The organism is Brevibacillus antibioticus, from assembly GCF_005217615.1.
Classification (GTDB): Bacteria; Bacillota; Bacilli; order Brevibacillales; family Brevibacillaceae; genus Brevibacillus; species Brevibacillus antibioticus.
This window is the reverse complement of the sequence record NZ_SZNK01000001.1, coordinates 2258981-2284599: the sequence shown is the minus strand read 5'-3', so window position 1 is coordinate 2284599 and position 25619 is coordinate 2258981. Positions and strand designations below refer to the sequence as shown.

Genomic DNA, 25619 nt, shown 5'->3' with positions numbered 1-25619 from the left:
GATGCGAAAGAGGAGAAATGAACAATGGCACAAACCGACAGACCTATTACGACTTCAAGTATCCGCAAGAAAAAAGAAACGCGAACCCCGATTACCATGGTGACCGCCTATGACTATCCGTCAGCCAAATTAGTGGATGAAGCAGGCGTTGATATGATTCTGGTCGGTGATTCATTAGGAATGGTCGTACTCGGTTATGACTCCACCATCCCAGTTACGATGGAGGATATGCTACACCATACGAAAGCAGTAACGAGAGGGGCCAAGCGTGCATTTGTCGTGGCAGATCTGCCTTTTCTCAGCTATCACGGAACAGTTGAGGAAGCAGTGAAAAACGCGGGCAGACTAATGCAAGAAGGGCTGGCCAAGGCGGTCAAAATGGAAGGGGGCCGTGAACTGGCTCCAATCATTACACGCTGTGTACAAGCAGGCATCCCTGTCGTTGGACATATTGGGCTTACTCCGCAATCGGTACATCAATTAGGCGGTTACAAAGTACAAGGAAGAGATCTGGAGGCAGCCAAAAAATTGTTGGACGAAGCCCTTGCGATTCAAGAAGCGGGTGCATTCGCTATTGTTTTGGAATGTGTTCCGGAAGAGGTCGCAGGCATGATTGCAGACAAGCTGGACATCGCTGTGATCGGAATCGGAGCGGGTGCGACTTGTGATGGGCAAGTGCTGGTGTTCCATGATATGGTCGGCTACGCATCGGACATCACACCGAAATTCGTAAAGCGTTACGCAAACATCGGTGAAACCATCCGTGAAGCAGTTGAGATCTATAACAAAGAAGTCGAAGCAAGAAGCTTCCCAGGACCAGAGCATGTCTTCCATGCCTCTGAAGAAACCATTAAGGAATTGTACGGGGAAGGAGTGAAGCAGTCATGATACAAACAATGATGCAGCAAGTCTCCACCATCGAAGAGATGCGCGTTCATATAAAAGAAGCACGTCGGCAAGGCAAAACGATCGGAATGGTACCGACCATGGGGTTTTTGCATGAAGGTCATCTCAGCTTGGTAAAAGCTGCCCGTGAAGTATGCGATTTGGTCGTAATGAGCATTTTCGTAAACCCGCTGCAATTTGGCCCGAATGAGGACTTTGAGCGCTATCCGCGTGATATCGAACGGGATAGTAAAATGGCGGAAGAAGCGGGTGTGGACCTCCTGTTTACCCCGGAAGTCAGCGAGATGTATCCGAAGCCAATTCTGACCAACATTTCAGTGGCAAATGTGACGACTCCATTGTGCGGAGCTTCTCGTCCGGGTCATTTTGATGGCGTGTCGACCGTCGTCAATAAATTGTTTCAAATTGTCCAGCCCGATTACGCTTTTTTTGGACAAAAGGATGCCCAGCAGGTAGCTGTTGTGACGCAAATGGTTCACGACTTGTCGATGCCAGTACAGATCGTTCCATGCCCGATTGTCCGCGAAGCAGATGGGCTTGCTCTGAGCTCTCGGAATGTCTACTTGTCAGCGGATGAGCGAGCACAAGCACTCATGCTATCACAGAGCCTCAAGCAAGCAGAAGAATGGTTGGGACAGGGCATGGCTCTATCTGAAATCAAAGATCGCATAACGCAAATGATTTCAGAAAAGCCGCTGGCTGATATTGATTATGTGGAAATTTTGAGCTATCCAGCGCTCACACCCGTCGAGCAGGAAAAGGCAGGGCAGACGATCATTATCGCACTCGCTGCTCGTTTTGGAAAAACACGTCTGATCGACAATACGATTACATCCATCAAGTAGAGATAAGGGAGGAATTTTTCGTGTTTCGCACTATGATGAAAGCAAAAATCCATCGTGCAACGGTAACTGAAGCAAACTTGAACTATGTTGGCAGTATTACCATCGACAAAAATTTGTTGGATGCACTGGATATTTTGCCAAATGAAAAAGTACAAATCGTCAACAACAACAACGGAGCACGTTTGGAAACATACGTCATCGAAGGTGCTCCAGGCAGTGGCGTCATTTGCTTGAACGGAGCAGCAGCACGTCTCGTACAAGAGGGCGATATCGTCATTATTATTGCCTATGCGATGATGACGGATGAAGAGGCAAGAACCTACAAGCCACGTGTCGCCATTATGGATGAAAAAAATCAGATCAAAGAATTGATTGCTGAAGAAGTACACGCGACGATTCTGTAAGCGATCTGCCTGTTCCTGCATAGAGCCACCTGCCTTGTGAGACAATGAAAGTACTCATGCCTCATAGGGGGTGGCTTTTCTTGTGAAAATCGAGGACTGGTTTCATACGCTTCGTAACAAAGCGCAAAAAATTGAAGAGAAGTGGCAGGGGGCTTCTGAACAAGAACGTCTTCAGCTCGCGGAACAATTGTTTCAATTGCGCCAAGTAAGTGATACAGTGGTTGACCTGTGGCTGCAATTCGAAGAAAAATTATCGAATGCGATTCGTAACATCAAAGAAATGGAAGGACAGCTTCCAGCGGAAGAGAAAAAGACGGATCCGTCGAAGGTGAATAAAAAATCACCAAAGGCCATTGAAACAAATCCATACGAGCCGATTTTTCGTCGTGGGGAAGGCTTTTATCATTTGCGCATGTTCCAAGACGCGAAAAAGTGTTTTGCAGAATTAGTACAAAAATCGCCAGACTGGGAAAGTGGACGTCTGTACTACGCCTACAGTCTCCTTTTGTGTGAGGAGAATGATTTAGCCTTTCGGGAATTCCGTCTTCTCGGCAGGACAGCAAGCTCACCTACTGTTGTGGCCATCAGCTTCAATGCCATCGGTTGCATTCTGGCTGAAGAGGAGCAATGGCTAGAGGCGGCGCAAGCTTTTAAGACATCTCTCGAGATCAAGCCAGAACAGGAAGAAGCCAAGTACAATCTCGCCTTATGTTATTTAAGAGATGGTGATGCTCAGGAAGCATTGGACGAATTGGAACCGTATCTAGAAAAAAACGAGCACGATTGGGAAGCGCAGATGCTATGGCTGCGTGCTGCCAAATTACTGCATACGATGGATGAGACGGTGGAATGGAGCCCGCCGAAAGGCTTGCAGCTACCGACACGTGATTTGGACAGCGATACTCTTCAGGAAATGGCCTCTTTATACGAAACAGTGGGCAATTACCACCGGGCACAGATTTGCTATCACTTTCTGACGGAGCGTTCCCCAAAAGAAGGGTGGACGTGGCATGGCTTAGCCTGGAATACCTGGCTCATTGCTGGTACGAAGCGCGCATTGACGCTTGTCAAAAAAGCGATCAGTCTTGCACCTGAAAATGACGACTTTCTTTTTAGTTATGGCTGGATGCTGTTGTTTGACGGAAGAGTAGAAGAAGCGATCAAAGCGTTTCGGATCATGCTGGAGAAAAACCGAGACAATCGCCTCGGACAATCAGGAATGATTTCCGCATACGAAAAGCTGGGGGATACACAAGAAGCAAAACGGTTGGCAAAGTATTTCCTGGAAGACACTGAGCCATATGTACGTTCGTTAGGATATTTTCATCTGGGAAGAATCGCGGTCGTGGAAGAAAATTGGCGCCTAGCTGAACAATATTTACAACGGGCATTGCCATTCGCAGAACAGTTTTGGGAAATCCCCATCTATCTGCAATTGTGTGCAAGCAAGCTCGGTCAATCAGAAATGAAAACTGAGCTCGTGCAGCCTTAAATGTATAGGAGAGCAGGAATATTTCCCATCGTTGCCGAATGTGAATGGGTGCGGATGAAATGTTTCCGCCCAGGTTACGAGGTGACAACGTTTGAATCGATTACTAGTTGTAGATTTTGAGACGACAGGAAGCCATCCACGCCAAGGTGACAGTATCATTCAGATTGGTGCTGTCGCAATCGATGACGGGCAGATTACCGAGAGTTTTTCCACCCTGATTCATCCAGGCCAGGATATTCCACCGTTTATTACCCAATTAACAGGGATTACCAATGAGATGGTTGCAGATGCTCCTTCCCTGGAAGAAGTGTTTCCAGATTTCTTGCGTTTATTGGACGGACGAGCTTTTGTTGCACATAATGCGAGCTTTGATCTCCAATTTTTACAAGAAGCCCTGCTGAGCCAGGGCTATTATGCGTTTGACGGCTACGTGTTGGATACAGTGGAGCTATCCCGCGTTCTTTTGCCGATGCAAAATAGCTACAGGCTCGGAGAACTGGCGTCTGAGCTGGAAATCGAGCACGATAATCCCCATCAAGCAGATAGCGATGCACTTGCCACGGCGCAGCTATTTCTCCACTTGCTGGATATTTTAAAGAGATTGCCGCTCGTGACAATCCAGCGCCTGCAGATGCTCGTCTCTTCGTTTCGCTCTGATATCGAGGTTCTTTTACGTCAGATTGAGATGGAAAAGCTCATAGAGCTGCCAGAGCTGGATGGAACGCCAACAGAAACGGATTCCTCAGACATGTGGGATATTTATCGCCAGTTGGCTCTACGGAAGCGCGAAGAAAAATTAACAGCGTCGCTGAAGCGTCCTCATATCGACGCGACAATGACCAAAGCGTTTGCCGACCAGCTCGAGGATGTTTTGGGCGACAACGGGCACATGCAGGCGAAAATGTCAGGGTATCAACGTCGGGATGCTCAGGAAGCGATGATGCATGCCGTCTATGAGGCAATGGAGGATGGTGCCCATTTATTGGTAGAGGCAGGAACAGGTACGGGAAAATCATTAGCCTATCTCTTGCCGGGGATCATTTGGGCCCATCACAATCAGCAGCAGCTGGTGGTCAGTACCAATACCATTCAATTGCAGGAACAGTTATTCCATAAGGAAATTGCTACCTTGCAGGAGTCTCTGCCGTTTTCCTTTACAGCTTCGACACTAAAAGGCAGAGGAAACTACTTATGCTTGCGTAAATTTGAACAAGCCGTGGACGAGCCTGTAGAAGGAAGCAGCCAAGAAATGCGCTTGGTCAAAGGACAGATGCTGACGTGGCTCACGCAAACCGTTACCGGTGACGTGGAAGAACTGAGCATGCCTCCAAGTGGTCAACTGCTGTGGCAACAAGTAAAAAGTGATACGAGCTCTTGCTTGAATCGAGCTTGTCCGTGGTTTAGTCGCTGCTACTATTTTCAGGCGAAGGAACGGGCTCGCGATGTCGATGTACTCATCGTCAATCACGCCCTTTTCATCAGCGACTTGCAATCGGAAAACAGAATTCTTCCTTCTTATGAAGTTGCCATCGTCGATGAGGCCCATCATTTGGAGGACGCGGCGACACAGCATTTAGGCAAGCAGTTTTCAACCACGCAGCTTCTTTTCTTGTTCGATCGTGCATCGGTTGAAGAGAGTGGGGCTATTGCTCGCTTTGCAGAAGAGCTGCAAAGTTGGATGCCTACGGTACAAGAAGATGTAGCTGCAAAGCTTTTGGAGCTGAGAAAACAGTCCGCTGCCTTGCGAGAGAAAGCGCAGCAATGGACACAGCTCTTGTATGCATGGGCATCAGATCGTGCGGAGGAGACGACGGACGCTGGACGTGAGACGGTACGTTATCGGATCGAATCGTTTGTAGGCAAACACGAGAAGATACGCAAAGTAACTAAAAAGCTGATTGAAGGGATGACCGCATACGCAGCGGGCATCGAGCAGCTATTGCGAACGACTCCGGAAGCGGAAAAGCCTCCTTTTTCGTTACGCAGTCTACTGACAGATTTATTCGGTCTCATCAAAGACTGGCAAAACGCCGTAGAGCTGCTTCACTTCTTTTTACTTGAGCAGGATGTCGAGTATGTGTATTGGATGGAAGTGGAGTCCCGTACAGCTCGGAAGCAGGTTCATTTGTCAGCAGCACTCTTGAAGGTTGCCGACTCACTAGCAGAACCGCTTTTCGCGCAAAAGCGGAGTCTGATTTTGACATCAGCCACTCTGACGGTCAAAAACAGCTTCTCCTATATCAAAAGCCAGTTTGGTCTTGACCAACTGCCCGAGGAACGAGTGCGGACCTTGTCACTGCCATCGCCGTTTCATTATGAAGAGCAGGGGCTGCTGTTGATTCCATCAGATTTCCCCGCGCCAGGCAAAGAGAGTGACCACACTTATTTGGAGGCGGTCATCCAAGGATGCGTGGATGTTGTACTGGCTTCGAAAGGAAGGACGCTGATTCTGTTTACCTCCCATTCGATGCTTCGACTTGTTTACCAAGCGATGAAGGAACGACTGGCGGAGGCTCCAGAACCATATACGTTATTCGGCCACGGGATTGATAGCAACAATCGGAGCAAGCTAGTGCGACTGTTCCGAAGCATGGAGAGAAGTGTTCTGCTTGGGACGAGCAGCTTCTGGGAAGGTGTCGATATCCAGGGGGAATGGCTGAGCAGTTTAGTCATTGTTCGCCTACCGTTTGCTCCGCCGAATCACCCTGTGTATCAAGGAAGGGCAGAGCTTTTAAAGGCAGAAGGAAAAAACGCCTTTATGTCGTTGTCTCTTCCACAAGCCGTTCTGCAATTTAAGCAAGGGGTGGGGCGGTTAATTCGTCATCACTTGGATCGAGGGGTCGTGATCGTTCTCGACACGCGTGTGGTTGAGGCGAGATATGGACGCTCATTCCTTCAATCTTTGCCGCCATTTCAAATCGAGAGCGATCCATGGCCAACGCTTCGAGAGCGCATAGAGCCATTCCTTAGTATGCAATCCCTGTCAGATTCATAAAATGAAGCAATAGTCTCATAGGGATTAAGGTGATAAAATAAATGTTATGGAAAAAAGCGTGGCGTTGGTGGATGGTAGTTCTTAGTACGATTTTCCTTTGCGCATGCTCGATTGATAGCCATTTGTATTTGCGAGAAGCAGCAGTGAAGATAGATGACCCGTTTGAAACGGAGACAGAACAGGAATTTTCGGGTCTCATTATCACCTACCTGGCACTTCCACAAGGCGAGAGTACGCTTTTGAGAATGCCAGGTGGCAAAACGATGCTGATTGATACGGGTACGGCAGAAGACTGGCCCGTTCTTTCAGCGCGCTTGGCAGAGCTCAAAATCACACGGCTCGATTATGTGGTGTTGACGAACGACCAGCCTGAGCATATGGGAGGATACGCTTCATTGAGCCAGCAAGTGCTTGTAGATGCCGTCATTTTGCCCAAGCTGATCGCACCATCCATTCGCCATGGCGTGCTGCTTCGCTCCAACCAAAAGCAGATGGAAGCAGAGAAAGGACAAGTACTCACTCTTGACCAAGAAATCTCCATGGAAGTTTTGCTTCCGGATGAACCGTTATTTTTATCGCCCCAAAATAATTCTCTCGTCTTTCGATTGACGCATGGTCAACTGCGATATTTATTTATGAGTGCCGTGAATGAAAAAGCAGAAGAGCGACTGTTGGAACGGCAAAATGACAGATTGAAGGCGGAAGTGCTAAAGGTAGCCGGTCAAGGGAGCAATCAAGGCTCTTCGCAACCGTTTCTGACGCAGGTTGATCCACAGGTCGCCATCATTCAGACAGGCCGATCGCGGGATCAAATGAAAGAGGGGCAGACGGAAGTCATGGAGCGCCTGGGTGAGTCATGGGCCGAGACATACGTTACCAGCCACGACGGTTCCATTACTATTTTATCGAATGGAAAAGAATATCGGATTTTGAAGCAAAAGAATTAGGGGGGAAGACCGAACGTGGCAAAACACGAAAAGATTTCCGAAGCGGTCGTCCGTCGTTTGCCGATTTATCTGCGTTACCTCAGTTATTTGCAGCAAGTTGAGGTGACTACCGTTTCCTCCCAACAGATGGGCAAGAATCTCGATGTGAATCCTGCCCAAATCAGAAAAGACCTTGCAGCTTTTGGTGATTTTGGAAAAAAGGGAATCGGCTATGATGTCGATTATCTGGTGGAAAAAATACGTGAAATTCTAAAGCTAACGGACGAAATCCGTGTCGCTTTGGTCGGAGCTGGGCATTTGGGCCATGCCATTAGTAACTACAACGCTTATTTGAAAGATAACATGCGGATTGCGGCCATCTTTGACAATAATCAAGAGAAGCAGGGCAAAAAAGTCGCAGGTATACCGATTCAGCCTTTATCAGAGCTGGAGGAAACGATCGTAAACAAGCAAATCAAGTTGGCGATTATCACGGTACCGGCACCTGCAGCGCAATCCGTATGTGATCAGTTGACTCAAGCGGGTATCAGGGGGATCTTGAATTTTGCCCCTACGACGATTCGCGCAGGAAAAGATGTTCGCATTCACTATGCCGATGTGACGTCCAACCTGCAAAGCTTGGCCTACTATTTGACGTAAGAATGGAGTGTATACTATGAAAAAGACGATCCTCATTCACGCAACAGTCATTACCGTTAACGATACGAATGAAGTTATTTACGATGGTGCCGTAGCATTCGAAGGCAACAAGATTACGTATGTGGGCCCAACTCCTGAGGACCTGTCGGAAGCGGGATACGATGAAGTCATCGATCAAAAAGGTGATTACATACTGCCAGGTTTAATCAACACGCATGGACATGCTGGTATGTCCCTCCTACGCGGTTATGCAGATGATTTGCCGCTGCAACAATGGCTGGAAGACAAAATGTGGCCATTAGAGGCGCAATTCACGGGAGATACCGTAAAATGGGGTACTCAACTGTCGCTTATTGAAATGATTCGTACGGGAACCACAACATTTGTGGATATGTATGATCATATGGATGTTGTGGCGAAGGAAGTCGATGCAGCTGGAATGCGTGCCCGCCTTTGCCGAGGGATGATCGGTTTGTGTTCCGAAGAAGAACGTCAAACAAAGCTGAAAGACGCGACTCTTTTTGCAAAAGAATGGCACAATCAGGCAGACGGGCGTATTACCGTCATGATGGCACCGCATGCGCCGTACACCTGCTCGCCAGAATTTATTACCCAAATTATCGAAAAAGCCGATGAGTTGTCCTTGCCGCTTCATATCCATATGTCTGAAACCGCTTGGGAAGTCGGTCAAAACGAGAAGGACTACGGACTGCGCCCAGTCGCTCATTTGGAAAAGCTGGGCATGTTCAATCGCCCAACACTCGTCGCGCACGCTGTTCACCTAACGGATGAAGAAATCGACATTTTGGCAAAATACAACGTGAGAGTTTCTCATAATGTAGTGAGCAACCTGAAGCTGGCTAGTGGTGTTGCGCCAGTTCCGAAAATGTTGGCAAAAGGCGTAAGCGTATCATTGGGTACTGACAGCTCGGCAAGCAACAACAATTTGAATTTGTTTGAGGAATTGAAACTCGCTGCGATTCTGCACAAAGGTGTAAACAACGATCCAGTAGCGGTTCCAGCAGAGGAAGCCCTTCGCATGGCTACTCGTTATGGTGCAGAAGGGGTATTCCAAGAGGAAACACTCGGAAGCATTGAAGTAGGCAAGCAAGCTGACTTGATCGTACTGGATAGCCATCAAGCCCATTTCCACCCAGCACACCAACCGATTTCACACGTGGTGTACGCTGCAAATGGACGAGATGTGAAAGATACGATTGTAGCGGGTAAATTCTTGATGCGTAATCATAAGTTGTTAACCATCGATGAGGAGCGCGCGATTTACGAAGCGAACCGCGTATTCCAAACGTTAAAACGGTAAAAGGCTCCTGTCAGGTGGGGGACAGGAGTAAGGCAGTGTAGGTGTAGGTAGGGGAATTGGATACTACGACGTTCCGTTGTTCATTTTTGCCACAGCTTTTGTCAGGAGATGATGGCGAAAATGAAGAGTGGGTGTGTGCGACCATTGACGCAAGGGAGACGACAATCCTGCCCAGGAGACGCGGTATTCCTGTAACAGAAACCCAAGTATGTCAGGAGATGTGGTTTGTTGCGAAGATGTCACGCGCTCACCTCCTCGGGGTGTATGTGTAGTATGACCGCCCAACCTTAAGCTATGATTAGCAAGTTTTCCGTGTCGTTCTAAAACCTTCCCGTATAGCATAGGCTAAAGACAAAAACGGGACAGGGGGGACGACATGTACATCCGGCCTAGAATGCTGTGGTGGCTCATTCCTATCCTACTCGGTCTATTTCTTCTCGGGATTGTATTGGGGACAGTAAGTCGATCTGCCAATACAGGCAGCATAGATACAGCTTCTGCGGTCAAACAAACAGCAGGGACAGAGAAGACGGCGACGATGGTAGCGGAGCTTTTGGAGCAGATCACGAAGGACGAGGCACGTTCATTTCTGGTATACATGCAGAATCAGACCTTGCATGGGCGATATCAAAATGAGCAATTTCAGCTCGTAGGAGAAATCGGTGGCCACCAGCTCGAAATAGCCAGAAAAGATGGGCAGCCAGTATCGCTGCGAATGGATGGTCAGATACAGGATCATGCTGCACTGCCGTATGCGATGTTCACCCCGTATGAGCACGCAGTATTACTCAAGGGAGTTTTGCAATCGGTTAGTCCACAACGCCTCGAAGATACTACAGGGCAAGGATGGAGTGGATATCGGATAGTGGTCCCACCTGAGCAAGTCTCTTCGCTACTATCGATGTGGCTAGGTCCATCCTTCCCTCTTCACGATTTGACTTCGAACGTAACGAACGGAATGAAAGTCAATTACCAACTATGGTACGAGTCAACTACGGGGCAGCTTCGTCAACTGGAGCTGGATTTGCAAATACAAACGGCAGTTGGAGTGAAGAGAGACCAGCTTCGATTCCGATTGTAATGTCAGCCACGTAAAGGAGTTACTTTGCTGTGTTAGTACGAATTATCCTATCAATCGTTGCCGTCATTTTACTTACGGGAGCTGGGTTCGCCTATCACCTGACGGCTTCTGTAGCAGGAGCGCGTAATCAATTTGAGGAGACCGTTCGTCAGTGGGTCCAGGGTCGAACGACGATCACGGAGATTGAATCCATTGATGAATATCGAGGCAAGGAGAGCTACGCTGTCGTCATTGGGAAAAACAAGGCCGGGACACAAGTTGTAGCTTGGATGAGCGATCAGAAGGTTAGCTTCGATCGAATGGATCTTGCTGTTCCGAAAAAGAATGTAGAAGAGGCGGTTTACAAGTCCTTCCCGCAATCGGAGATCACTCATTTAGTCCCTGGTCTCGAAAACGATAAGAAATTTTGGGAAGTCACTGTCAAAGACAAAGACGGTCGTTTTCACTACATTCATTATGATCTATTCACTGGCGCTCTGTTAACCTCATACGTGCTCGCACCAACCTAAGACGCTAGCATAACGACAGGCCTTTTCCTGATGGGAGAAGGCCTGTTTGGCATTGCATCCAACATCTGTATAAGAAATTGATATACTCATGTGATATACTGTGGATGTTGCAGAGAGAGAAAACGAGAACGATATTTATGGGGGGAGTAGCCGTGCAGTTGAAAAAGAGCGCGATTGGATTATCTTTGGTGGCAACCTTGGCACTCCTGTTCGGAGGATGGTTCTTGTATCAAAAGATGGAGATCGAGGAGCCGATCCGTGCAGAAATTGGACAAATGCAGTCCGCCACATTGGGTAATTTGGATATCAGCAAAGATAAAATTCAAATAGATGTAACTGTTACAAAACCAGACGCATTTCCAGCAGAATATCGCAATCTGCTAACGGAAACACAAAAGATCGCAGGCGAAAAAGAAGTGGTCATTGATATCGACAATCAGTCGACAGCGATGAACGATATTTGGCAGAGTGGTCAATTTGTGTTTACAGAAGCTGTGGAGTTGCATGAATATAGCCGCATTCCAGCTCTCGTGGAGCAATGGAAGAAGGGGAATCAGCTGGACAAAGCATCTGCATTGATGGATGACAAGAACATTTATGTTTACTTGAAAAAAGGAACGGAGGATTTTTACACCATCATCCCCCGTTCGATTGAAAAAGAGGTGACGGCACGTGCGTAAGGAAGTACTGATCGGCATCGTACCTGCCCTGTTGGTTTTTCTTGTTTTTCTAGGCGTAAACATTACGCCATTCGTGGTGTTCGGAGCCGTACTGGGAGCGATTTACTTTCTGGTCATCCGTCAGCAAAATGGACAAGGCGGGAATGTCGCCCTCGGTGGGAAAAGAAAAGCAAACAAGCATGAGTTGCCGAAATCGGACGTGCAGTTTGCCGATATCGGTGGACAGGAACGCGCCAAAAAAGAACTGAAGGAATCGCTTGATTTTCTCGTGTATAAGGACAAAATTGAGCAGTACGGAATTCGCCCGATAAAAGGTGTTCTATTGACAGGTCCTCCTGGTACGGGTAAGACACTGATGGCGAAAGCGGCAGCGAACTATACAAATTCTGCCTTTGTTGCGGCGTCAGGTTCGCAGTTTGTCGAGATGTACGTCGGTGTTGGTGCACAACGCGTCCGTGAATTGTTTCAAGAAGCCAAGGCATTAGCAGAGAAAAATGGGCAAGACAGCGCGATTATTTTTATCGATGAGATCGATGTCGTCGGTGGAAAAAGGGACGGTCAACAGCAGCGTGAATACGATCAAACCCTGAATCAACTGTTGACGGAGATGGATGGTGTAGCTACGACCGACAAGCCGAGGATTTTAGTCATGGCAGCTACGAACCGGAAGGACATGCTCGACGCAGCGCTATTGCGTCCTGGTCGTTTTGACCGTCATATTAGCGTTGATCTTCCAGACAAGCCAGCGCGCGAGCAGATTTTGACCATTCATACGGCCAATAAACCGCTAGGCGAGGACGTCACACTGGATAAAGTGGCACAGGAGACATTCGGATTCTCTGGCGCGCAGCTGGAAAGTGTAGCGAATGAAGCAGCTATTTACGCCATGCGCGACCGTCAGGATAAGATCACTGCGAAGCATTTTGGCTATGCCGTAGACAAGGTCATGCTCGGAGAAAAGGTAGACCGTCAAGCATCAGAGGAAGAGAAGAAGCGCGTTGCTCTCCATGAATTGGGACATGCCATTGTCAGTGAGAGCGTGCGACCAGGCTCTGTTTCGCAGGTCACGCTGAGTCCACGTGGCAAAGCATTAGGATACGTACGACAAAATCCAATGGAAGACCGCTATCTGTATACCAAGGAAGCGATGGAGAAGCAAATCATGGTTAGCCTAGGGGGAGCTGTAGCGGAGGAAATCTACTACGGTGGGCGTAGTACTGGATCGAAGAATGACTTCGAGCAAGCGTTGGGAATGGCACAGGAAATTGTACAAAGCGGTATGTCCGAGTTGGGGATTGTACATTTGCAGTACGTGGATAAGAATCGGATTCATGACGAGGTTGAGCGTCTGCTGGAAGGATTGCTCGTAGAAACTCGCAATCTTTTGAGACAGTATGACTCTGTATTCCAAACGGGCTTGTATACATTGTTGGAAGCGGAAGTTCTGCAAGGTGATGAGTTCAGGACGCTTTTGTTACAAACGAAAGAAGAAGTTGCCGTATAGATGAAGAAAAAGAACCTGCTAGCCAATGAAAGAGTTGGCGAAGCAGGTTCTTCTTGCGTTTGCTGGCAGCTTAGGCCAATAAGGATGAAACAATTTTGTAGACACGGTGCCAAATAGGGAAATGGATGAATATCCTACAAAAGTGATACGGGAATGAAATCAGGAGGCAAGGAGACCCTATGGCCAATGTGAACCGGCGAAAAGCAAACAAAGGTCTGAGCAAAACCTTTAGGCAGACCATGCACGAGTTACCGCTCTCATATACATCATCACCCGATCGGGAGTGGATGGAAGACCTCGAATTAAATCTGCTTGAAAGTCATTTGGAGAGCAGTCACAGAATACCGCCCATCCCTGCTGCCACATCGAAAGAGCAACAACAACCGATTCCCAAAGTACCCAAGCAGGACCTATCCTCCAAGCAGGACTCGTTTTCAAGACAGGATTTAACTTCCAGACAGGATTCAACTTCCAGACAAGATACAACTTCCAAACAGGATACAACTTCCAAGCAGGATACATCTTCCAAACAAAACGTATCTTCGAAACAGAACGTATCTTCCAAACAAAATGCATCCCCCAAACAAAGCTCACCTACCAATCCGAACTTTTATTCGAAGGTCATCAAAGACCGAAATGATGATCGTGTCCAATCTTTTGTCTATACAGACGACTTGACAGACCAATCGGTGACAACAGAAAAAATTGCGAACCGTGCCATTGACGCGTCCAAGATTAAGCAAGGCGCCGTGGATAATTCGATTTTAAAGGATTATGCCGTGGACAGCAGTAAACTCGCGGACAAGAGCGTAACGACCACCAAACTCGCACCGCATGCGGTACAGAGGGATCATCTGGGGCAGGGAATCGTAAGCGGCGAGCATTTGCAGGATTATTCGATTTCCGCGCAAAAATTGATCAATCATAGCATTACTTCCGAGAAGTTAGCCGATAAAACCATCGACTCGATGAAATTTGCCGACCACTCGATCCAGAGCAAGCATATTCAGGAGCAAGCTATCACGAATGAGTTGATCCAGGATCAATCGATTACCTCAGAAAAAATAAAGATGGGGACCATTCAAACAAGTAATCTCGCCAATTATGTGATCAACACAGTGAAGCTTGAGGATGGAGCTGTCACAGGTGATAAAGTACGCGACGGAGCAGTAACTTCGACGAAGATAGATGAAGATGCAATTGAGTCTCAACATATTCGTGAAGGCTCTATTTACCATCATCATCTCACGGAAGAGCTAATCGATGGCAGTAACATTAGTGCTGGCTGCATCACGGATCATCACATTGCATTTCAGGCCATTTATAGCCAGCATATACATCCAGAAGCGGTGACCAGTGATAAAGTGGGGCCATATGCGATATTGACTGAGCATTTGGACAACAACAGTGTCACGGCAGAAAAGCTCGCCAAAGAATCAATCGGCAGTACACATTTACAAGCTGGCAGTGTCCTGTCAAGTCACTTGCAAGACGGATTGCTGACGGCTAAAAAAATTGGGGACCAACAAATTACTTCAGCCAAGATAGCTGATAAGGCTATCACTACCGACAAATTGGCGAACAGGAGTGTAGGAGAGCAACACTTGCTCGATGAGAGCGTAAGTTCACGACATCTGATTGACGGGACCATTCGCTCAGAAAAGCTGGCAAGAAGATCTGTAGAAGAACAGCATTTGACTGACAGAATCATTGGGGGCAATCATCTACGCGAGTACATCATCCAGACCCAGCATCTGCATGACCATTTGGTGACCACCTCAAAATTGGCTCCGGAATCTGTTTCCACAGATAAAATTTCAGATCTAAGCATTACGACAAGCAAGCTTGGAGATGCTGTCATCACAGCGCCCAAAATAGCCAAAGATGCGATCAAGACACGTCATCTGGGCAGATCAGCCGTCACGGGGGAAAAGATAGCGGAAAAAGCAATTTCATCTACACATCTCAACAGTCACATCATTCAAGCGGACCATCTCCAGGGTAACTCCATTTCCAAGGATAAAATACAGGACGGCAGTGTCACTCGAGAGAAAATAGCGGATCAAAGCATTGATGCGAGCAAGCTGGATAGCCATTCCGTTCATGGTGCTCATGTCATAAAAGGCAGCTTGGATGGAACTCATATTAAGGAAGGGACGCTCAAAGGAAATCATCTTGTTAGCAAGAGCATAACCGAACAGCATCTGCAAAACCGGATCATTACGCAGGAAAAACTGGCAGAGGATTCCGTGACCGGTTCTAAAATTGCGTCCAAAGCGGTCACTACGCATCACATTGCGAATCAGTCCATTGATGCTGAGAAATTATCCTTTCCGGTCATTGAGACGCATAATCATATAGGAGTAACCTTGCAACAATTCGGTTTCGTCCCCTTCCGACTTTCTGCTTCAAGCAAGTCTACAGATGTGACCGTTCGATTGCCACAGCCTTATGCGGATACACATTATTGTATGGTGGCGATGACAAATCAACCGGGGATTTATACGGCGCTCAAATACACGAAAAGGACTTCCGCAATCATCACGGTATTTCGCAATCAAGAGGGGCAGGAAGCAACTGGTGTCATTCACTGGATCGGGATTGGAGTAAAAGGAGTGGATGTCCCACACGAAATGTTGGAATGGTCAACAGAGAGGGAACAACCGGAGGCAGAAGAAGTCGAGGAAGAGCACGACTTTGAAGAGGAAGACATAAATGATGATGAGGATACGGATGATGAATACGTGGAAGATGAGGACATGGAAGACGAGGATACGGATGATGAAGACGTGGAAGATGAGGAAGAGGAAGACGAAGATTCGGGTGATGAATACGTGGAAGATGAAGACATGGAAGATGAGTACACGGACGAGGATGACATGGAGGATCAAGACACGGATGAAAGTGATTTCGAACAAGATTATGAAAGTAGTGAAGAATACGATAGCGATATCGAGATCGATAAATAATTCGGTAGGAAACAGCAATGGGGCGAGTGGATGATTCAGAAGCAGGGAGGCCGATGTTGAGATCAGGTCTCCCAAATGCAAATTTGTTTACATAATTATTTTATGGTTAACATTATACAGGGAGACTTTCATTGAATTTGCAGGCCCCCAATAGTATAATTGTTTGGTATACTTAGTCTGTATTTGCGTGGCATGGTAAATGGAGGGAATCATTCAATGTTGACGACGATTGCCCGAATCGGGCAGCATGTTGGACAAGAAGTACGCCTAGGATGCTGGTTATACAACAAACGCAGCAGCGGCAAGATTCAATTTTTGCAGCTCCGCGACGGATCCGGCTTCATCCAAGGTGTAGTAGTAAAAGCAGAAGTAGCGGAAGAAGTGTGGGAGAATGCATTGCAGCTCACACAGGAAAGCTCACTTTACATAACTGGTGTAGTTCGTGCGGATGACCGTGCTCCAAGCGGTTACGAACTGACAGTAACCGGTGTGGAAATTATTCAGATTGCCCAGGAATATCCGATTTCCTTGAAGGAACACGGTGTTGACTTCCTTATGGACCATCGCCACCTGTGGCTGCGTTCTCCACGTCAGCGTGCAGTCATGGCTGTACGTTCCGAGGTGATTCGCGCCATGTATGAGTTCTTCCACGAGAACGGGTTCGTAAAAGTAGATCCACCAATTTTGACACCGACCTCTGCGGAAGGTACCACCAATCTGTTCCATACCAAATATTTTGATGAGGATGCGTATCTCTCGCAGTCCGGCCAGCTTTATATGGAAGCAGCCGCTATGGCGTTAGGTCGCGTTTACTCTTTCGGTCCAACTTTCCGCGCCGAGAAATCCAAGACACGTCGTCACTTGATTGAGTTCTGGATGATCGAGCCGGAGATGACTTTCGTGGATCACGAAGAAAATCTGCGTATTCAAGAAGCGTTTGTTTCTCATGTGGTACAATCCGTATTGAAAAACTGTGTGCGCGAACTGAAAACGTTGGAGCGTGATACAACAAAACTGCAAAATGTTACGGGATCGTTCCCTCGCATTTCTTATGATGATGCGATCAAACTCTTGCAGGAAAAAGGTAGCGAGATCAAATGGGGAGACGACTTCGGAGCACCGGATGAGACGATGATTGCGGACCACTTCGACAAGCCTGTTTTCATCACCCATTATCCTACTGAAATCAAGGCTTTCTACATGAAGCCACACCCTGAACGTCCGGAAGTAGTTCTGTGCGCGGATATGATCGCGCCGGAGGGCTACGGTGAAATCATCGGGGGTAGCCAGCGGATTGATGATCCAGAACTCTTGGAGAAACGTTTTGCTGAGCATGAGCTTTCGGAAGAGGCTTATCGCTGGTATATGGACCTGCGCAAATATGGTACGGTTCCTCACTCCGGCTTCGGTTTGGGTCTGGAGCGCACCATTGCATGGATTTGCGGTCTGGATCACGTGCGTGAAACCATTCCATTCCCACGCATGCTGAATCGTCTATATCCATAAGAGAGTTCCTTTATCGATGAACGATCTACACCCTGTTGCGAGAGGGCAGCAGGGTGTTCCTATTGTTAGACAGCGCGTTTTACGCACTCCCTTGTTATTCCAACCCAGAGGTGAATATGCGTTATGGACTCCCATATATTGCAATTGTTGCAAGAAGGTGCAACATCCGTCTCCAACCTTCTTTTAAAAATGTATAAGCGTATGTCATTGACTGATGACGAGATGATGCTACTGATTCATCTATTATCCTTTCAGCAGGAAGGAAATCGATTCCCGACCTTAACTGAGCTTGAGGAACGCATGTCCATGACGAGCAGGAAATTAATTCAATCTCTTCAAAAGCTATTAAAAGAAGATTGGATTACGATAGATGAGTTTATTGATCCACAAACTGGCATGCGTCATGAGCAATACAACTTGACCCCGCTGTACAAAAAGCTGTACCAGACCTGGCGGGAGCAGCAAGTAGACCCGAGAAGCATGGACCCTTTTATGGAAGTGGCCGTTTCTCTGGATGCCGAACCTGTTGCCATTTATGCTCGTTTTGAGCAGGCATTTGGCCGACCGCTAGCGCCGTTTGAATTGGAGAACATCCATATGTGGACGGAACAGGACGGCTATCAGGAAGAGTTGATTTTGACCGCTTTGCGTGAGGCTGCAACCGTCGGCAAGCTCCACATCCGCTATATCGACAGGATCTTGCTCGAATGGCAAAAGCAACAGATAACAACTGTAGAACAAGCGCGTCTTTACAGCTTGAACTTCCGCAGACAAGCAAATATGAAAGACCACGGGCAACCGCTTTGATTTCATCCAAATCAAGCGGTTTTTTCTATGTCACCGTACACGTACCTATTTTCCTTGTCTGTCATAACATATTACGTAGATGTAAGCTTCAGGAGGCGATGACTTGTGGAAAAACGGAAAAAATGGGATCTGTCTCATTGGGTGACACCGGGTGTGTTTTCAGGAAGTTATGTCGTAGATGAGGCAGTTCAGCGTATTTCAATCGTTAAAGCCAATGAAAAACAGGAAGAGGAAGCAACGGAAAACGTCCAGGAGTTGGTCGTAAATACAACAGCAGAGCAACCAAAGGAACTGGTCTTAGAGCCTACCTTTGAAATTATTATGAGAGAGACAGACGAAGCAGTCGTGGAACAGGTTCACAAGCTTGAGCAAGAAGTGATGGAACTGAAAGAGGCACTAGCTTCGTGGGAAGAAAGATGGGAGAAGCTTGAAGAAAACCATACAAAACAATTGCAGTACTTGTATCAAGTAGTTCTTTCACTGAAAAAGGAGTGGGAGATCGAGCGAAATGAACATCGCAATTATTAGTCCGGGCCCCTTTTCAGTGCCACCGGTCAAAGGAAGCTCGGTCGAACACGATATTGACGAGGTCACAAAGATGATCGAGCCCATGCATAACGTAACGATCTACACTCGTCAATGTGCGACCTATCCAACCTCATCCGTGGAAGAAAACCGGCAGTTCATTCGTGTACCGTATCAAGGGCCAAAGCCATATTTGCGCCGGATTATTAACCATATCAAGAAGAACAAGCCAGATGTCATTCTTGTGGAAAACAGACCGATCTATGTTCTCACATTAAAACGCCATTTTCCCAAGCTCCCAGTCTTTGTGAATATGCACTCTCACGTGTACGGGTCACAGCCGATCATCAGCAAGGAAAATATGCGTCGTGCCGTTCGACTGGCAGCAGGCTTTATTACCAATAGTGAATTTTTGCGCCAACATTTTATTCGGACGTGCAAGATTCCGGCAAATAAAATTCATGCGGTTCACCTCGGAGTCGATGTCACGCCTTATCAGGTTGCAAAGATAGCGATTAAAAAAATGCGTCAAGACCTCGGGTTGAAGCAAGATGATCGCGTCTTGTTTTATGCCGGTAGACTCATGCGCGGAAAAGGGGTGCATGTGCTGATCAAAGCCTTTCGCCAGGTGAGCAAACAAGATCCAAAAGCCAGACTCGTCATTGTGGGCGGTACCGGATACGGCAGCAATCGCCTGAATCCGTATGTTCGCGAGCTCAAGCGTCTTGCGAAGCCCTTGGGGGAAAAGGTGCGTTTCGTCAATTTCGTACCATCCGCAAAAATGCCGCTTTACTACCAAATCGGGGATGTCGTAGCGACACCGTCCGTTTGGAAAGAAGCGTTTTGCCGTGTCAATTTAGAAGCAATGGCTTCCGGAAAGCCTGTCATTTCCACTCCCCGTGGCGGCATTCGTGAAGTCGTTGCCCACGAGAAAAGTGGCTTTATCATCCCGCCAAAAGATTGGGAAAAAGGATTGCCTGCTGTCTGGGAACTGTTGTGGAGTTCACCAGCCGTTCGGAATGAAATGGGCAAACAGGCTCTGCAACGAGCAAAGTTTTTTTCTTGGTATGCAACTGCGCAAGGCTATCTGAACGTATTTGAAACAGCAGTTCCAACACGAAGGGAAGAGAAACAACAGCTTTTAAAAACAGGTTAATTCGAGTGAAATTGATGTAGGTGGTTGCCTTTTCTTGCGCCAATGTGGACGTCTGCCCTGTCCAGCTATCCAGATACGCATACCTTATAAGTATCGCAGAGCACAACTGGGGAGTGATACTTGTGAAAGGGTTAATCTTGTGTGCTGGACGTGGGTCGCGACTGCACCCCTTTTCCTATTCGCAACCGAAAACCCTCCTCCCTGTGGCCAATCATCCGGTCTTACACTATTGCATTCGCAAACTGCGTGAAGTGGGCATTCAGGACATTGGCATCGTGATACATCCTTCTCAATCACAGATTCCTCCCATGGTGGGCGATGGTAGTCAATTCGGGGCTACCATTACATTTATCAGGCAGGAGGTTCGACTGGGAATTGCCCATGCTGTCCAGCTAGCGCGTCCGTTTTTGCAAGACGAACCGTTTATCTTGCTACTAGGTGATAATTTATTGATGGATTCGCTTCACGGGCTTACAAAAGCGTTTACGAAGGGAAAATCTGACGGTGTCGTGATGCTAAGTAAAGTGGAGAGACCACAGGATTATGGGATCGCAGAAGTACAAAAAGGACGACTAATCTCTGTAGAGGAGAAGCCACGTCAGCCAAAGAGCAACCTGGCAGTGATTGGCGCATACCTGTTTACGTCACCTATTTTTGAGGCGATTGCTACCCTGGAGCCATCTCCCCGAGGCGAACTAGAAATAACGGATGCGATTCAATCGATGATTAATCACGGATTCAAATTGGCTCACTCCGTCACCACCGGGAAATATTCGGATGTGGGAACCATCGATCGCTGGCTGGAGGCCAACCAGTGGATGCTTACGAGGGAGCTAGGCAATCAACATCAAATTGGCAAGGGAACGGTTGTGAAAAATTCGAAGATTACGGGTCCCGTACGAATCGGTGATGATTGTGTGATTGAAAATTGCCAAATCGGACCGTACGTCTCGATCCAAAATGGCGTAAGCTTGAGAAATTGCTCGTATCTCGAAAATAGTATTTTGTTGGAAAACAGCTCACTGCAAGACATTGCTTGGAAGATTACAAACAGCGTTTTCGGCCGCTCTTCGATGATGACAGGTCAATCTTCTAACAGTACGGGAGTCTTCATTGTTAGCGACAAATCGTCCATTTGCATTCCGGCTGTCAAGAGGGAGGACGTATGAATCCGACCTTTACTGTAGTTATTCCGACATACAATCGCGCCAAGTTTATTCGCAGAGCCATCAATAGTGTCTTGAATCAAACCTCAAAAGATTGGAAGCTGTTGATCATTGACGATGCGTCCACCGATCACTCCAAAAGTAAAATTGAAAAATATTTGTACCACCCAAACATTATGTATCATCGAATGGAACAAAATTCTGGAATCGGAAAAGTCATGAATCAGGCATTGTCCATGGTGGATACCCCTTATCTTGTACAACTCGACTCCGATGACTGGTTACCGAAACGAACGCTGGCCGTACTCAAAAAGTACATTCACAAAAGCAAGAAAAGCACAGCTCTGTTCTATGGCAACATGAACATTTGGAAAGTTAGGCGCGGAAAGTATATCAAGTCGATAAAGGTGAAGCACAAGACATTTCATAACAAATACCAGTTTCTAAAGTACAATCGCTGGATGGTTTCTCCACGTTGCTATCGCGTAGAAGCCCTGCATCAAGTGGGTGGTTGGGATACCTCGGATCGATACGAGGGAAGGATTATGGAGGATCGGCGAATCATTTTGCGATTAATTGAGAAGTATCGGGTGAGATACATCAACCAAATCCTTTACAACCGGACGAAGCATAAAGGCCAGCTCACGGATTGCAAGATGAAGTTCCGCCGAAATTATTTAAGAAAAAAAACATTCAAATATTATCTGAATAGGTGGGGCAAGAAGTACAAGGCCATCTATGGTTACAAGAACGGTTATTTAGTCATTAGAAGGCTCAAGAAAGTGAGGCGTCGGAGGCGATGAAGAAAGCTCTTGTCACCGGCTGTGCAGGTTTTATTGGGTCTCATTTGACGCAGCGCTTGTTAAACGATGGCGTGACAGTCATCGGGATAGACGGGTTTATCGATAACTACGATGTTGCTGCGAAACTGCGTAATCTGGCCGAAATAGGAAAGCACCCTGCCTTCACCTTCCACTCAACAACGCTTCAGACGGGGCGTTGGGACATTTGGCTCGAGAACGTCGATGTTGTTTTCCATCTCGCTGCCTTGCCGGGCGTGAGAAACAGCTGGGGAAAGTCCTTTGCTGACTATGTTAGCCATAATATTTTGGCTACACAAGAATTGCTGGAGGCTTGCTTGCAAAGACCGAAGCCACCTGTCATCGTGGTCTCGTCCTCTTCCTCGGTTTACGGAACGATGCAAGGGACAGTAACCAATGAAAATGCGCCTCTTCACCCAGTTTCCCCTTATGGTGTGACCAAGGAAGCGATGGAGCAAATCTGCTCGGTGTATGTAAAAGCTTATGGACTCCCTGTTTCCATGCTGCGCTACTTTACGGTATACGGTCCCAGACAGCGTCCCGATATGGCTTTTCATCGATTCTTTCGTCAAATGATGAAAGGAGAGCAGGTCATCATCTATGGAGATGGCCAGCAATCACGAGACTTTACGTATGTGACAGACGCGGTAGAGGCGAATCTGCTCGCTGCACAGCATGCTGTTCCTGGTGACATTTTTAATGTGGGTGGAGATCGGGAAATCAAGCTCATCGATGTGCTGTCCATCATGGGCACGTTACTGAATCAGACCCCTCGCATTACGTATCAAAATGGCCCGGCAGGTGACTCCTTACGAACCTGTGCGGATATCCAATTTGCCCAACAACGCTTGGGATACAAACCAAAAGTGACGCTAGAAGAGGGTCTTCGCCATCAATTAGCAGAGATTCGTTCGCAATCGAAGGGGTAACACCCGTTATAAAGGAGGCCAGTTGCATGCATCGGGTCCTCGTTTATCGCAGAAAGTTTCTTCCTAAGAGTGAAACATTTATTTACGAGCAATTGCTTGGACATCAAGTGGTCAAACCCGTGGTGTTGACCCGCCAGCGAGCCTTTAACAGAAAACAATTTCCTTACTCGCCGGTCTATGTGCGCAAGCATATGGCCGGCCTCTCCACTTGGCTGCGACGAAAAAAAATGAAATGCCTGCATGCCCGTTTTGGTCCTGCCGGATTAGAATTACTTCCTTATGCACAAAAAAGCAAGCTCCCCCTAATCACTTCCTTTCACGGCTTTGATGCGACCAAGCGCGTCAAAGAAAATCCAGTGTACAGACGGTCCCTTACGCGTCTCTTTCGAAAGGGCCATGCGTTTACAGTCGTCAGCAATCACATGAGAAAGCGATTGATTCATCTCGGCTGCCCCCCATCCAAAATTACGCTTATCCGCTCAGGAATTGATTTGCGCAAATTTCCCATGCTGCCGCCACAGCCCGTAGTAAATGGGGAGTACCGATTGCTAAGCGTAGGGAGACTGACTGAAAAAAAGGGGATGGATACGCTAATTAAGGCGTTTACCCACGTGCATAAAAAATATCCCAAGGCGAAGCTAATCATCGTCGGTGATGGAGAAGAAAAAAAGAAGCTCAAACGACTGATTAAGAAAAACAGGCTAGGCACACAAGTCGTGCTCAAAGGAGCTTTGCCACATCGTGAAGTCCAGCGCGAACTGGCCAAGTGCCATTTGTTCATCATCGCATGCAAGACAGCGAGAAATGGCAACCAAGAGGGGATTCCCAATGTGATCATGGAAGCGATGGCCAGCGGACGCCCTGTCATTTCCACTTATCACGCGGGGATTCCGGAGCTGGTGGAAAACAAAGTAACCGGATATCTGGTTCCGGAGAAATCACCGACTACGCTCGGGAAAATGATAAACCGTGTACTAACAGAAAGTCACGAGTGGGCACAGATCACGACGGAGGCTCGACTGAAAGTAGAAAAAAACCACGATATCCATAAGCAACGGATGAGGCTAGAAGAACTCTATTTGCGTGTGTCGAAAAAATGATGAGGTGAAGGAATGAAAGTTGCCGTTATTGGGACCGGTTACGTAGGTTTGACGACCGCTGTTTCCCTTGCCATGAACGGTCATCAGGTGACTGGTATTGACCTCGTTGCATCCAAAGTAGAAAAATTGCGCCAGGGGATCTCGCCGATTTACGAGCCAGGCTTAGAAGAGGCATTGAAAAAAGTATTGGATGATGGCACGCTTGCTTTTTTTACGGATCTGACGGAGGCGAAGGACGCAGAGATTTTTTTCATTTGTGTGGGCACACCTGAAGCAGCAGACGGCACAGCCGATTTAACCTATTTACTCGGGGCTGTTTCTGACATAGAAAAGGTCCATTCGCTCGCACCGCAAGAACGAATCGTAGTAATCAAGAGTACCGTACCAGTCGGAACTGGCGAAAAAGTAGCGGGGATGCTTGCTGGCTGCCAAGGAGTATCTGTTGCATCCAACCCGGAGTTTTTACGGGAAGGAAGCGCATTATTGGACGCCTTGGAGCCTTCACGAATCGTTATTGGCGTAGATAATTCTCAGGCAGCGGCGAGCATGGAGGAGCTGTACAACGGCGTGAAGGCACCGCGAGTAATCACGACCAGAGTAAACGCGGAGCTGATCAAATACGCTTCGAATGCATTTTTGGCCACCCGAATCTCCTTCATGAACGAGCTAGCACGGTTAAGTACTGCACTCGGGACGGATATCGTGACGATCTCACGAGGAATGGGACTGGATAGCCGAATCGGTCCGCAATTTTTACGGGCAGGAGTAGGTTATGGCGGCTCCTGTTTTCCGAAGGATACGATTGCGTTATTGCGACTCGCAGCAGAGCACAATATTCACTTAAGCATTTTGGATAAAGTGCGAGAGGTGAATGCTACACAACCTGGCTGGTTTTTGGAGCAGTTGTGCTTGCAACTCCCTGATCTGAAAGGCAAACAAATTGCCGTTCTGGGGTTGACGTTTAAACCGGATACAGATGACATTCGCGAAGCGCCATCGCTCAAATTGATAGAGGCACTCCTGCAAAAAGGTGCTTTCGTGAAGGCATTCGATCCGATTGGAGCATCTGGTGTCAGCAAGCAGTTTCCACAGATCACGTATACGCAATCCGCAGCAGAAGCATGCGAGGGAGCACACGCCGCATTATTAGTCACAGAATGGGAACAGTGTGTTCAACTGGATTGGAAGCGGGTTCATCAAAGCATGGCTCAGCCTCTTTTGGTAGACGGACGAAATGCCTGGCCGAACCAGGAGGTAAAGGAAGCAGGCTTTCACTATATCGGAATAGGGAGAAGCTGACTTTTCCATCTCGGGAAA

Annotated in this window: 23 protein-coding genes; 22 read left to right on the top strand and 1 reads right to left on the bottom strand. The window is 47.6% G+C overall.

Annotation, left to right across the window (positions count from 1 at the left end; all coding sequences use genetic code 11):
- The first annotated feature begins 24 nt into the window (after window positions 1-24).
- From panB to E8L90_RS10230, 8 genes are all read left to right on the top strand, one after another.
- Window positions 25-888: a 3-methyl-2-oxobutanoate hydroxymethyltransferase gene (gene panB / locus E8L90_RS10265; RefSeq protein WP_137029305.1), complete on the top strand. Its 864-nt coding sequence runs from the start codon at window positions 25-27 to the stop codon at window positions 886-888.
- The gene (panC, locus tag E8L90_RS10260) at window positions 885-1751 is read left to right on the top strand and encodes a pantoate--beta-alanine ligase (protein ID WP_137029304.1); all 867 of its coding nucleotides are present in this window, start codon (window positions 885-887) and stop codon (window positions 1749-1751) included. The genes panB and panC overlap by 4 nt, the downstream gene beginning before the upstream one ends.
- A gap of 20 nt (window positions 1752-1771) precedes the next feature.
- Window positions 1772-2155: an aspartate 1-decarboxylase gene (gene panD / locus E8L90_RS10255; RefSeq protein WP_007723146.1), complete on the top strand. Its 384-nt coding sequence runs from the start codon at window positions 1772-1774 to the stop codon at window positions 2153-2155.
- An 82-nt stretch (window positions 2156-2237) separates the two neighbouring features.
- On the top strand, window positions 2238-3647 hold the full coding sequence (locus E8L90_RS10250) for a tetratricopeptide repeat protein (protein WP_137029303.1): 1410 nt from the start codon (window positions 2238-2240) through the stop codon (window positions 3645-3647).
- Between the two features lie 91 nt (window positions 3648-3738).
- Window positions 3739-6642, top strand: coding sequence for an ATP-dependent DNA helicase DinG (gene dinG / locus E8L90_RS10245; protein WP_137029302.1), 2904 nt, complete (start codon window positions 3739-3741; stop codon window positions 6640-6642).
- Between the two features lie 41 nt (window positions 6643-6683).
- Window positions 6684-7589 (top strand): ComEC/Rec2 family competence protein, encoded by a 906-nt coding sequence (locus E8L90_RS10240; RefSeq protein WP_137029301.1) that lies wholly within the window; start codon window positions 6684-6686, stop codon window positions 7587-7589.
- A 15-nt stretch (window positions 7590-7604) separates the two neighbouring features.
- The gene (locus E8L90_RS10235) at window positions 7605-8228 is read left to right on the top strand and encodes a redox-sensing transcriptional repressor Rex (protein WP_137029300.1); all 624 of its coding nucleotides are present in this window, start codon (window positions 7605-7607) and stop codon (window positions 8226-8228) included.
- Window positions 8229-8244: 16 nt separating this feature from the next.
- Entirely contained in the window at window positions 8245-9549 is a 1305-nt protein-coding gene (locus tag E8L90_RS10230) for an amidohydrolase (RefSeq protein WP_007723137.1), read from the top strand.
- A gap of 63 nt (window positions 9550-9612) precedes the next feature.
- Here E8L90_RS10230 and E8L90_RS10225 read toward each other — a convergent pair whose 3' ends face one another.
- The gene (locus E8L90_RS10225) at window positions 9613-9792 is read right to left on the bottom strand and encodes a hypothetical protein (RefSeq protein ID WP_133257456.1); all 180 of its coding nucleotides are present in this window, start codon (window positions 9790-9792) and stop codon (window positions 9613-9615) included.
- Between the two features lie 133 nt (window positions 9793-9925).
- On the opposite strand from E8L90_RS10225, the gene E8L90_RS10220 reads away from it, so the two are divergent.
- The 14 genes from E8L90_RS10220 (at window position 9926) to E8L90_RS10155 (ending at window position 25601) form a co-directional block, all read left to right on the top strand.
- Window positions 9926-10630, top strand: coding sequence for a hypothetical protein (locus E8L90_RS10220; RefSeq protein WP_137029299.1), 705 nt, complete (start codon window positions 9926-9928; stop codon window positions 10628-10630).
- A gap of 29 nt (window positions 10631-10659) precedes the next feature.
- Window positions 10660-11139 carry a cell wall elongation regulator TseB-like domain-containing protein gene (locus E8L90_RS10215; protein ID WP_137029298.1) on the top strand — a complete coding sequence of 160 codons (480 nt, stop codon included), beginning with the start codon at window positions 10660-10662 and terminating at the stop codon, window positions 11137-11139.
- A 152-nt stretch (window positions 11140-11291) separates the two neighbouring features.
- Window positions 11292-11819 (top strand): hypothetical protein, encoded by a 528-nt coding sequence (locus E8L90_RS10210; protein ID WP_137029297.1) that lies wholly within the window; start codon window positions 11292-11294, stop codon window positions 11817-11819.
- Complete coding sequence (locus E8L90_RS10205; RefSeq protein WP_137029296.1) at window positions 11812-13323, top strand: AAA family ATPase; 1512 nt, start codon at window positions 11812-11814, stop codon at window positions 13321-13323. The genes E8L90_RS10210 and E8L90_RS10205 overlap by 8 nt, the downstream gene beginning before the upstream one ends.
- Window positions 13324-13502: 179 nt before the next feature.
- Window positions 13503-16292, top strand: a complete 2790-nt coding sequence (locus E8L90_RS10200; RefSeq protein ID WP_137029295.1) for a WIAG-tail domain — start codon at window positions 13503-13505, stop codon at window positions 16290-16292.
- A 216-nt stretch (window positions 16293-16508) separates the two neighbouring features.
- Window positions 16509-17798: an asparagine--tRNA ligase gene (gene asnS / locus E8L90_RS10195; RefSeq protein ID WP_137029294.1), complete on the top strand. Its 1290-nt coding sequence runs from the start codon at window positions 16509-16511 to the stop codon at window positions 17796-17798.
- A gap of 123 nt (window positions 17799-17921) precedes the next feature.
- The gene (locus tag E8L90_RS10190; RefSeq protein ID WP_137029293.1) at window positions 17922-18605 is read left to right on the top strand and encodes a DnaD domain-containing protein; all 684 of its coding nucleotides are present in this window, start codon (window positions 17922-17924) and stop codon (window positions 18603-18605) included.
- 105 nt (window positions 18606-18710) lie between these two features.
- Window positions 18711-19133: a hypothetical protein gene (locus E8L90_RS10185; RefSeq protein WP_137029292.1), complete on the top strand. Its 423-nt coding sequence runs from the start codon at window positions 18711-18713 to the stop codon at window positions 19131-19133.
- On the top strand, window positions 19114-20286 hold the full coding sequence (locus tag E8L90_RS10180) for a glycosyltransferase family 4 protein (protein ID WP_137029291.1): 1173 nt from the start codon (window positions 19114-19116) through the stop codon (window positions 20284-20286). Before E8L90_RS10185 ends, E8L90_RS10180 begins: the two co-directional genes overlap by 20 nt.
- A 122-nt stretch (window positions 20287-20408) precedes the next feature.
- The gene (locus E8L90_RS10175; protein WP_137029290.1) at window positions 20409-21455 is read left to right on the top strand and encodes a glucose-1-phosphate thymidylyltransferase; all 1047 of its coding nucleotides are present in this window, start codon (window positions 20409-20411) and stop codon (window positions 21453-21455) included.
- Window positions 21452-22255 carry a glycosyltransferase family 2 protein gene (locus tag E8L90_RS10170; protein ID WP_137029289.1) on the top strand — a complete coding sequence of 268 codons (804 nt, stop codon included), beginning with the start codon at window positions 21452-21454 and terminating at the stop codon, window positions 22253-22255. Before E8L90_RS10175 ends, E8L90_RS10170 begins: the two co-directional genes overlap by 4 nt.
- On the top strand, window positions 22252-23202 hold the full coding sequence (locus E8L90_RS10165; protein WP_137029288.1) for an NAD-dependent epimerase/dehydratase family protein: 951 nt from the start codon (window positions 22252-22254) through the stop codon (window positions 23200-23202). The genes E8L90_RS10170 and E8L90_RS10165 overlap by 4 nt, the downstream gene beginning before the upstream one ends.
- A gap of 26 nt (window positions 23203-23228) precedes the next feature.
- Window positions 23229-24302, top strand: a complete 1074-nt coding sequence (locus E8L90_RS10160) for a glycosyltransferase (protein WP_137029287.1) — start codon at window positions 23229-23231, stop codon at window positions 24300-24302.
- A gap of 12 nt (window positions 24303-24314) precedes the next feature.
- Entirely contained in the window at window positions 24315-25601 is a 1287-nt protein-coding gene (locus E8L90_RS10155) for a UDP-glucose dehydrogenase family protein (RefSeq protein ID WP_137029286.1), read from the top strand.
- Window positions 25602-25619 lie beyond the last annotated feature (18 nt).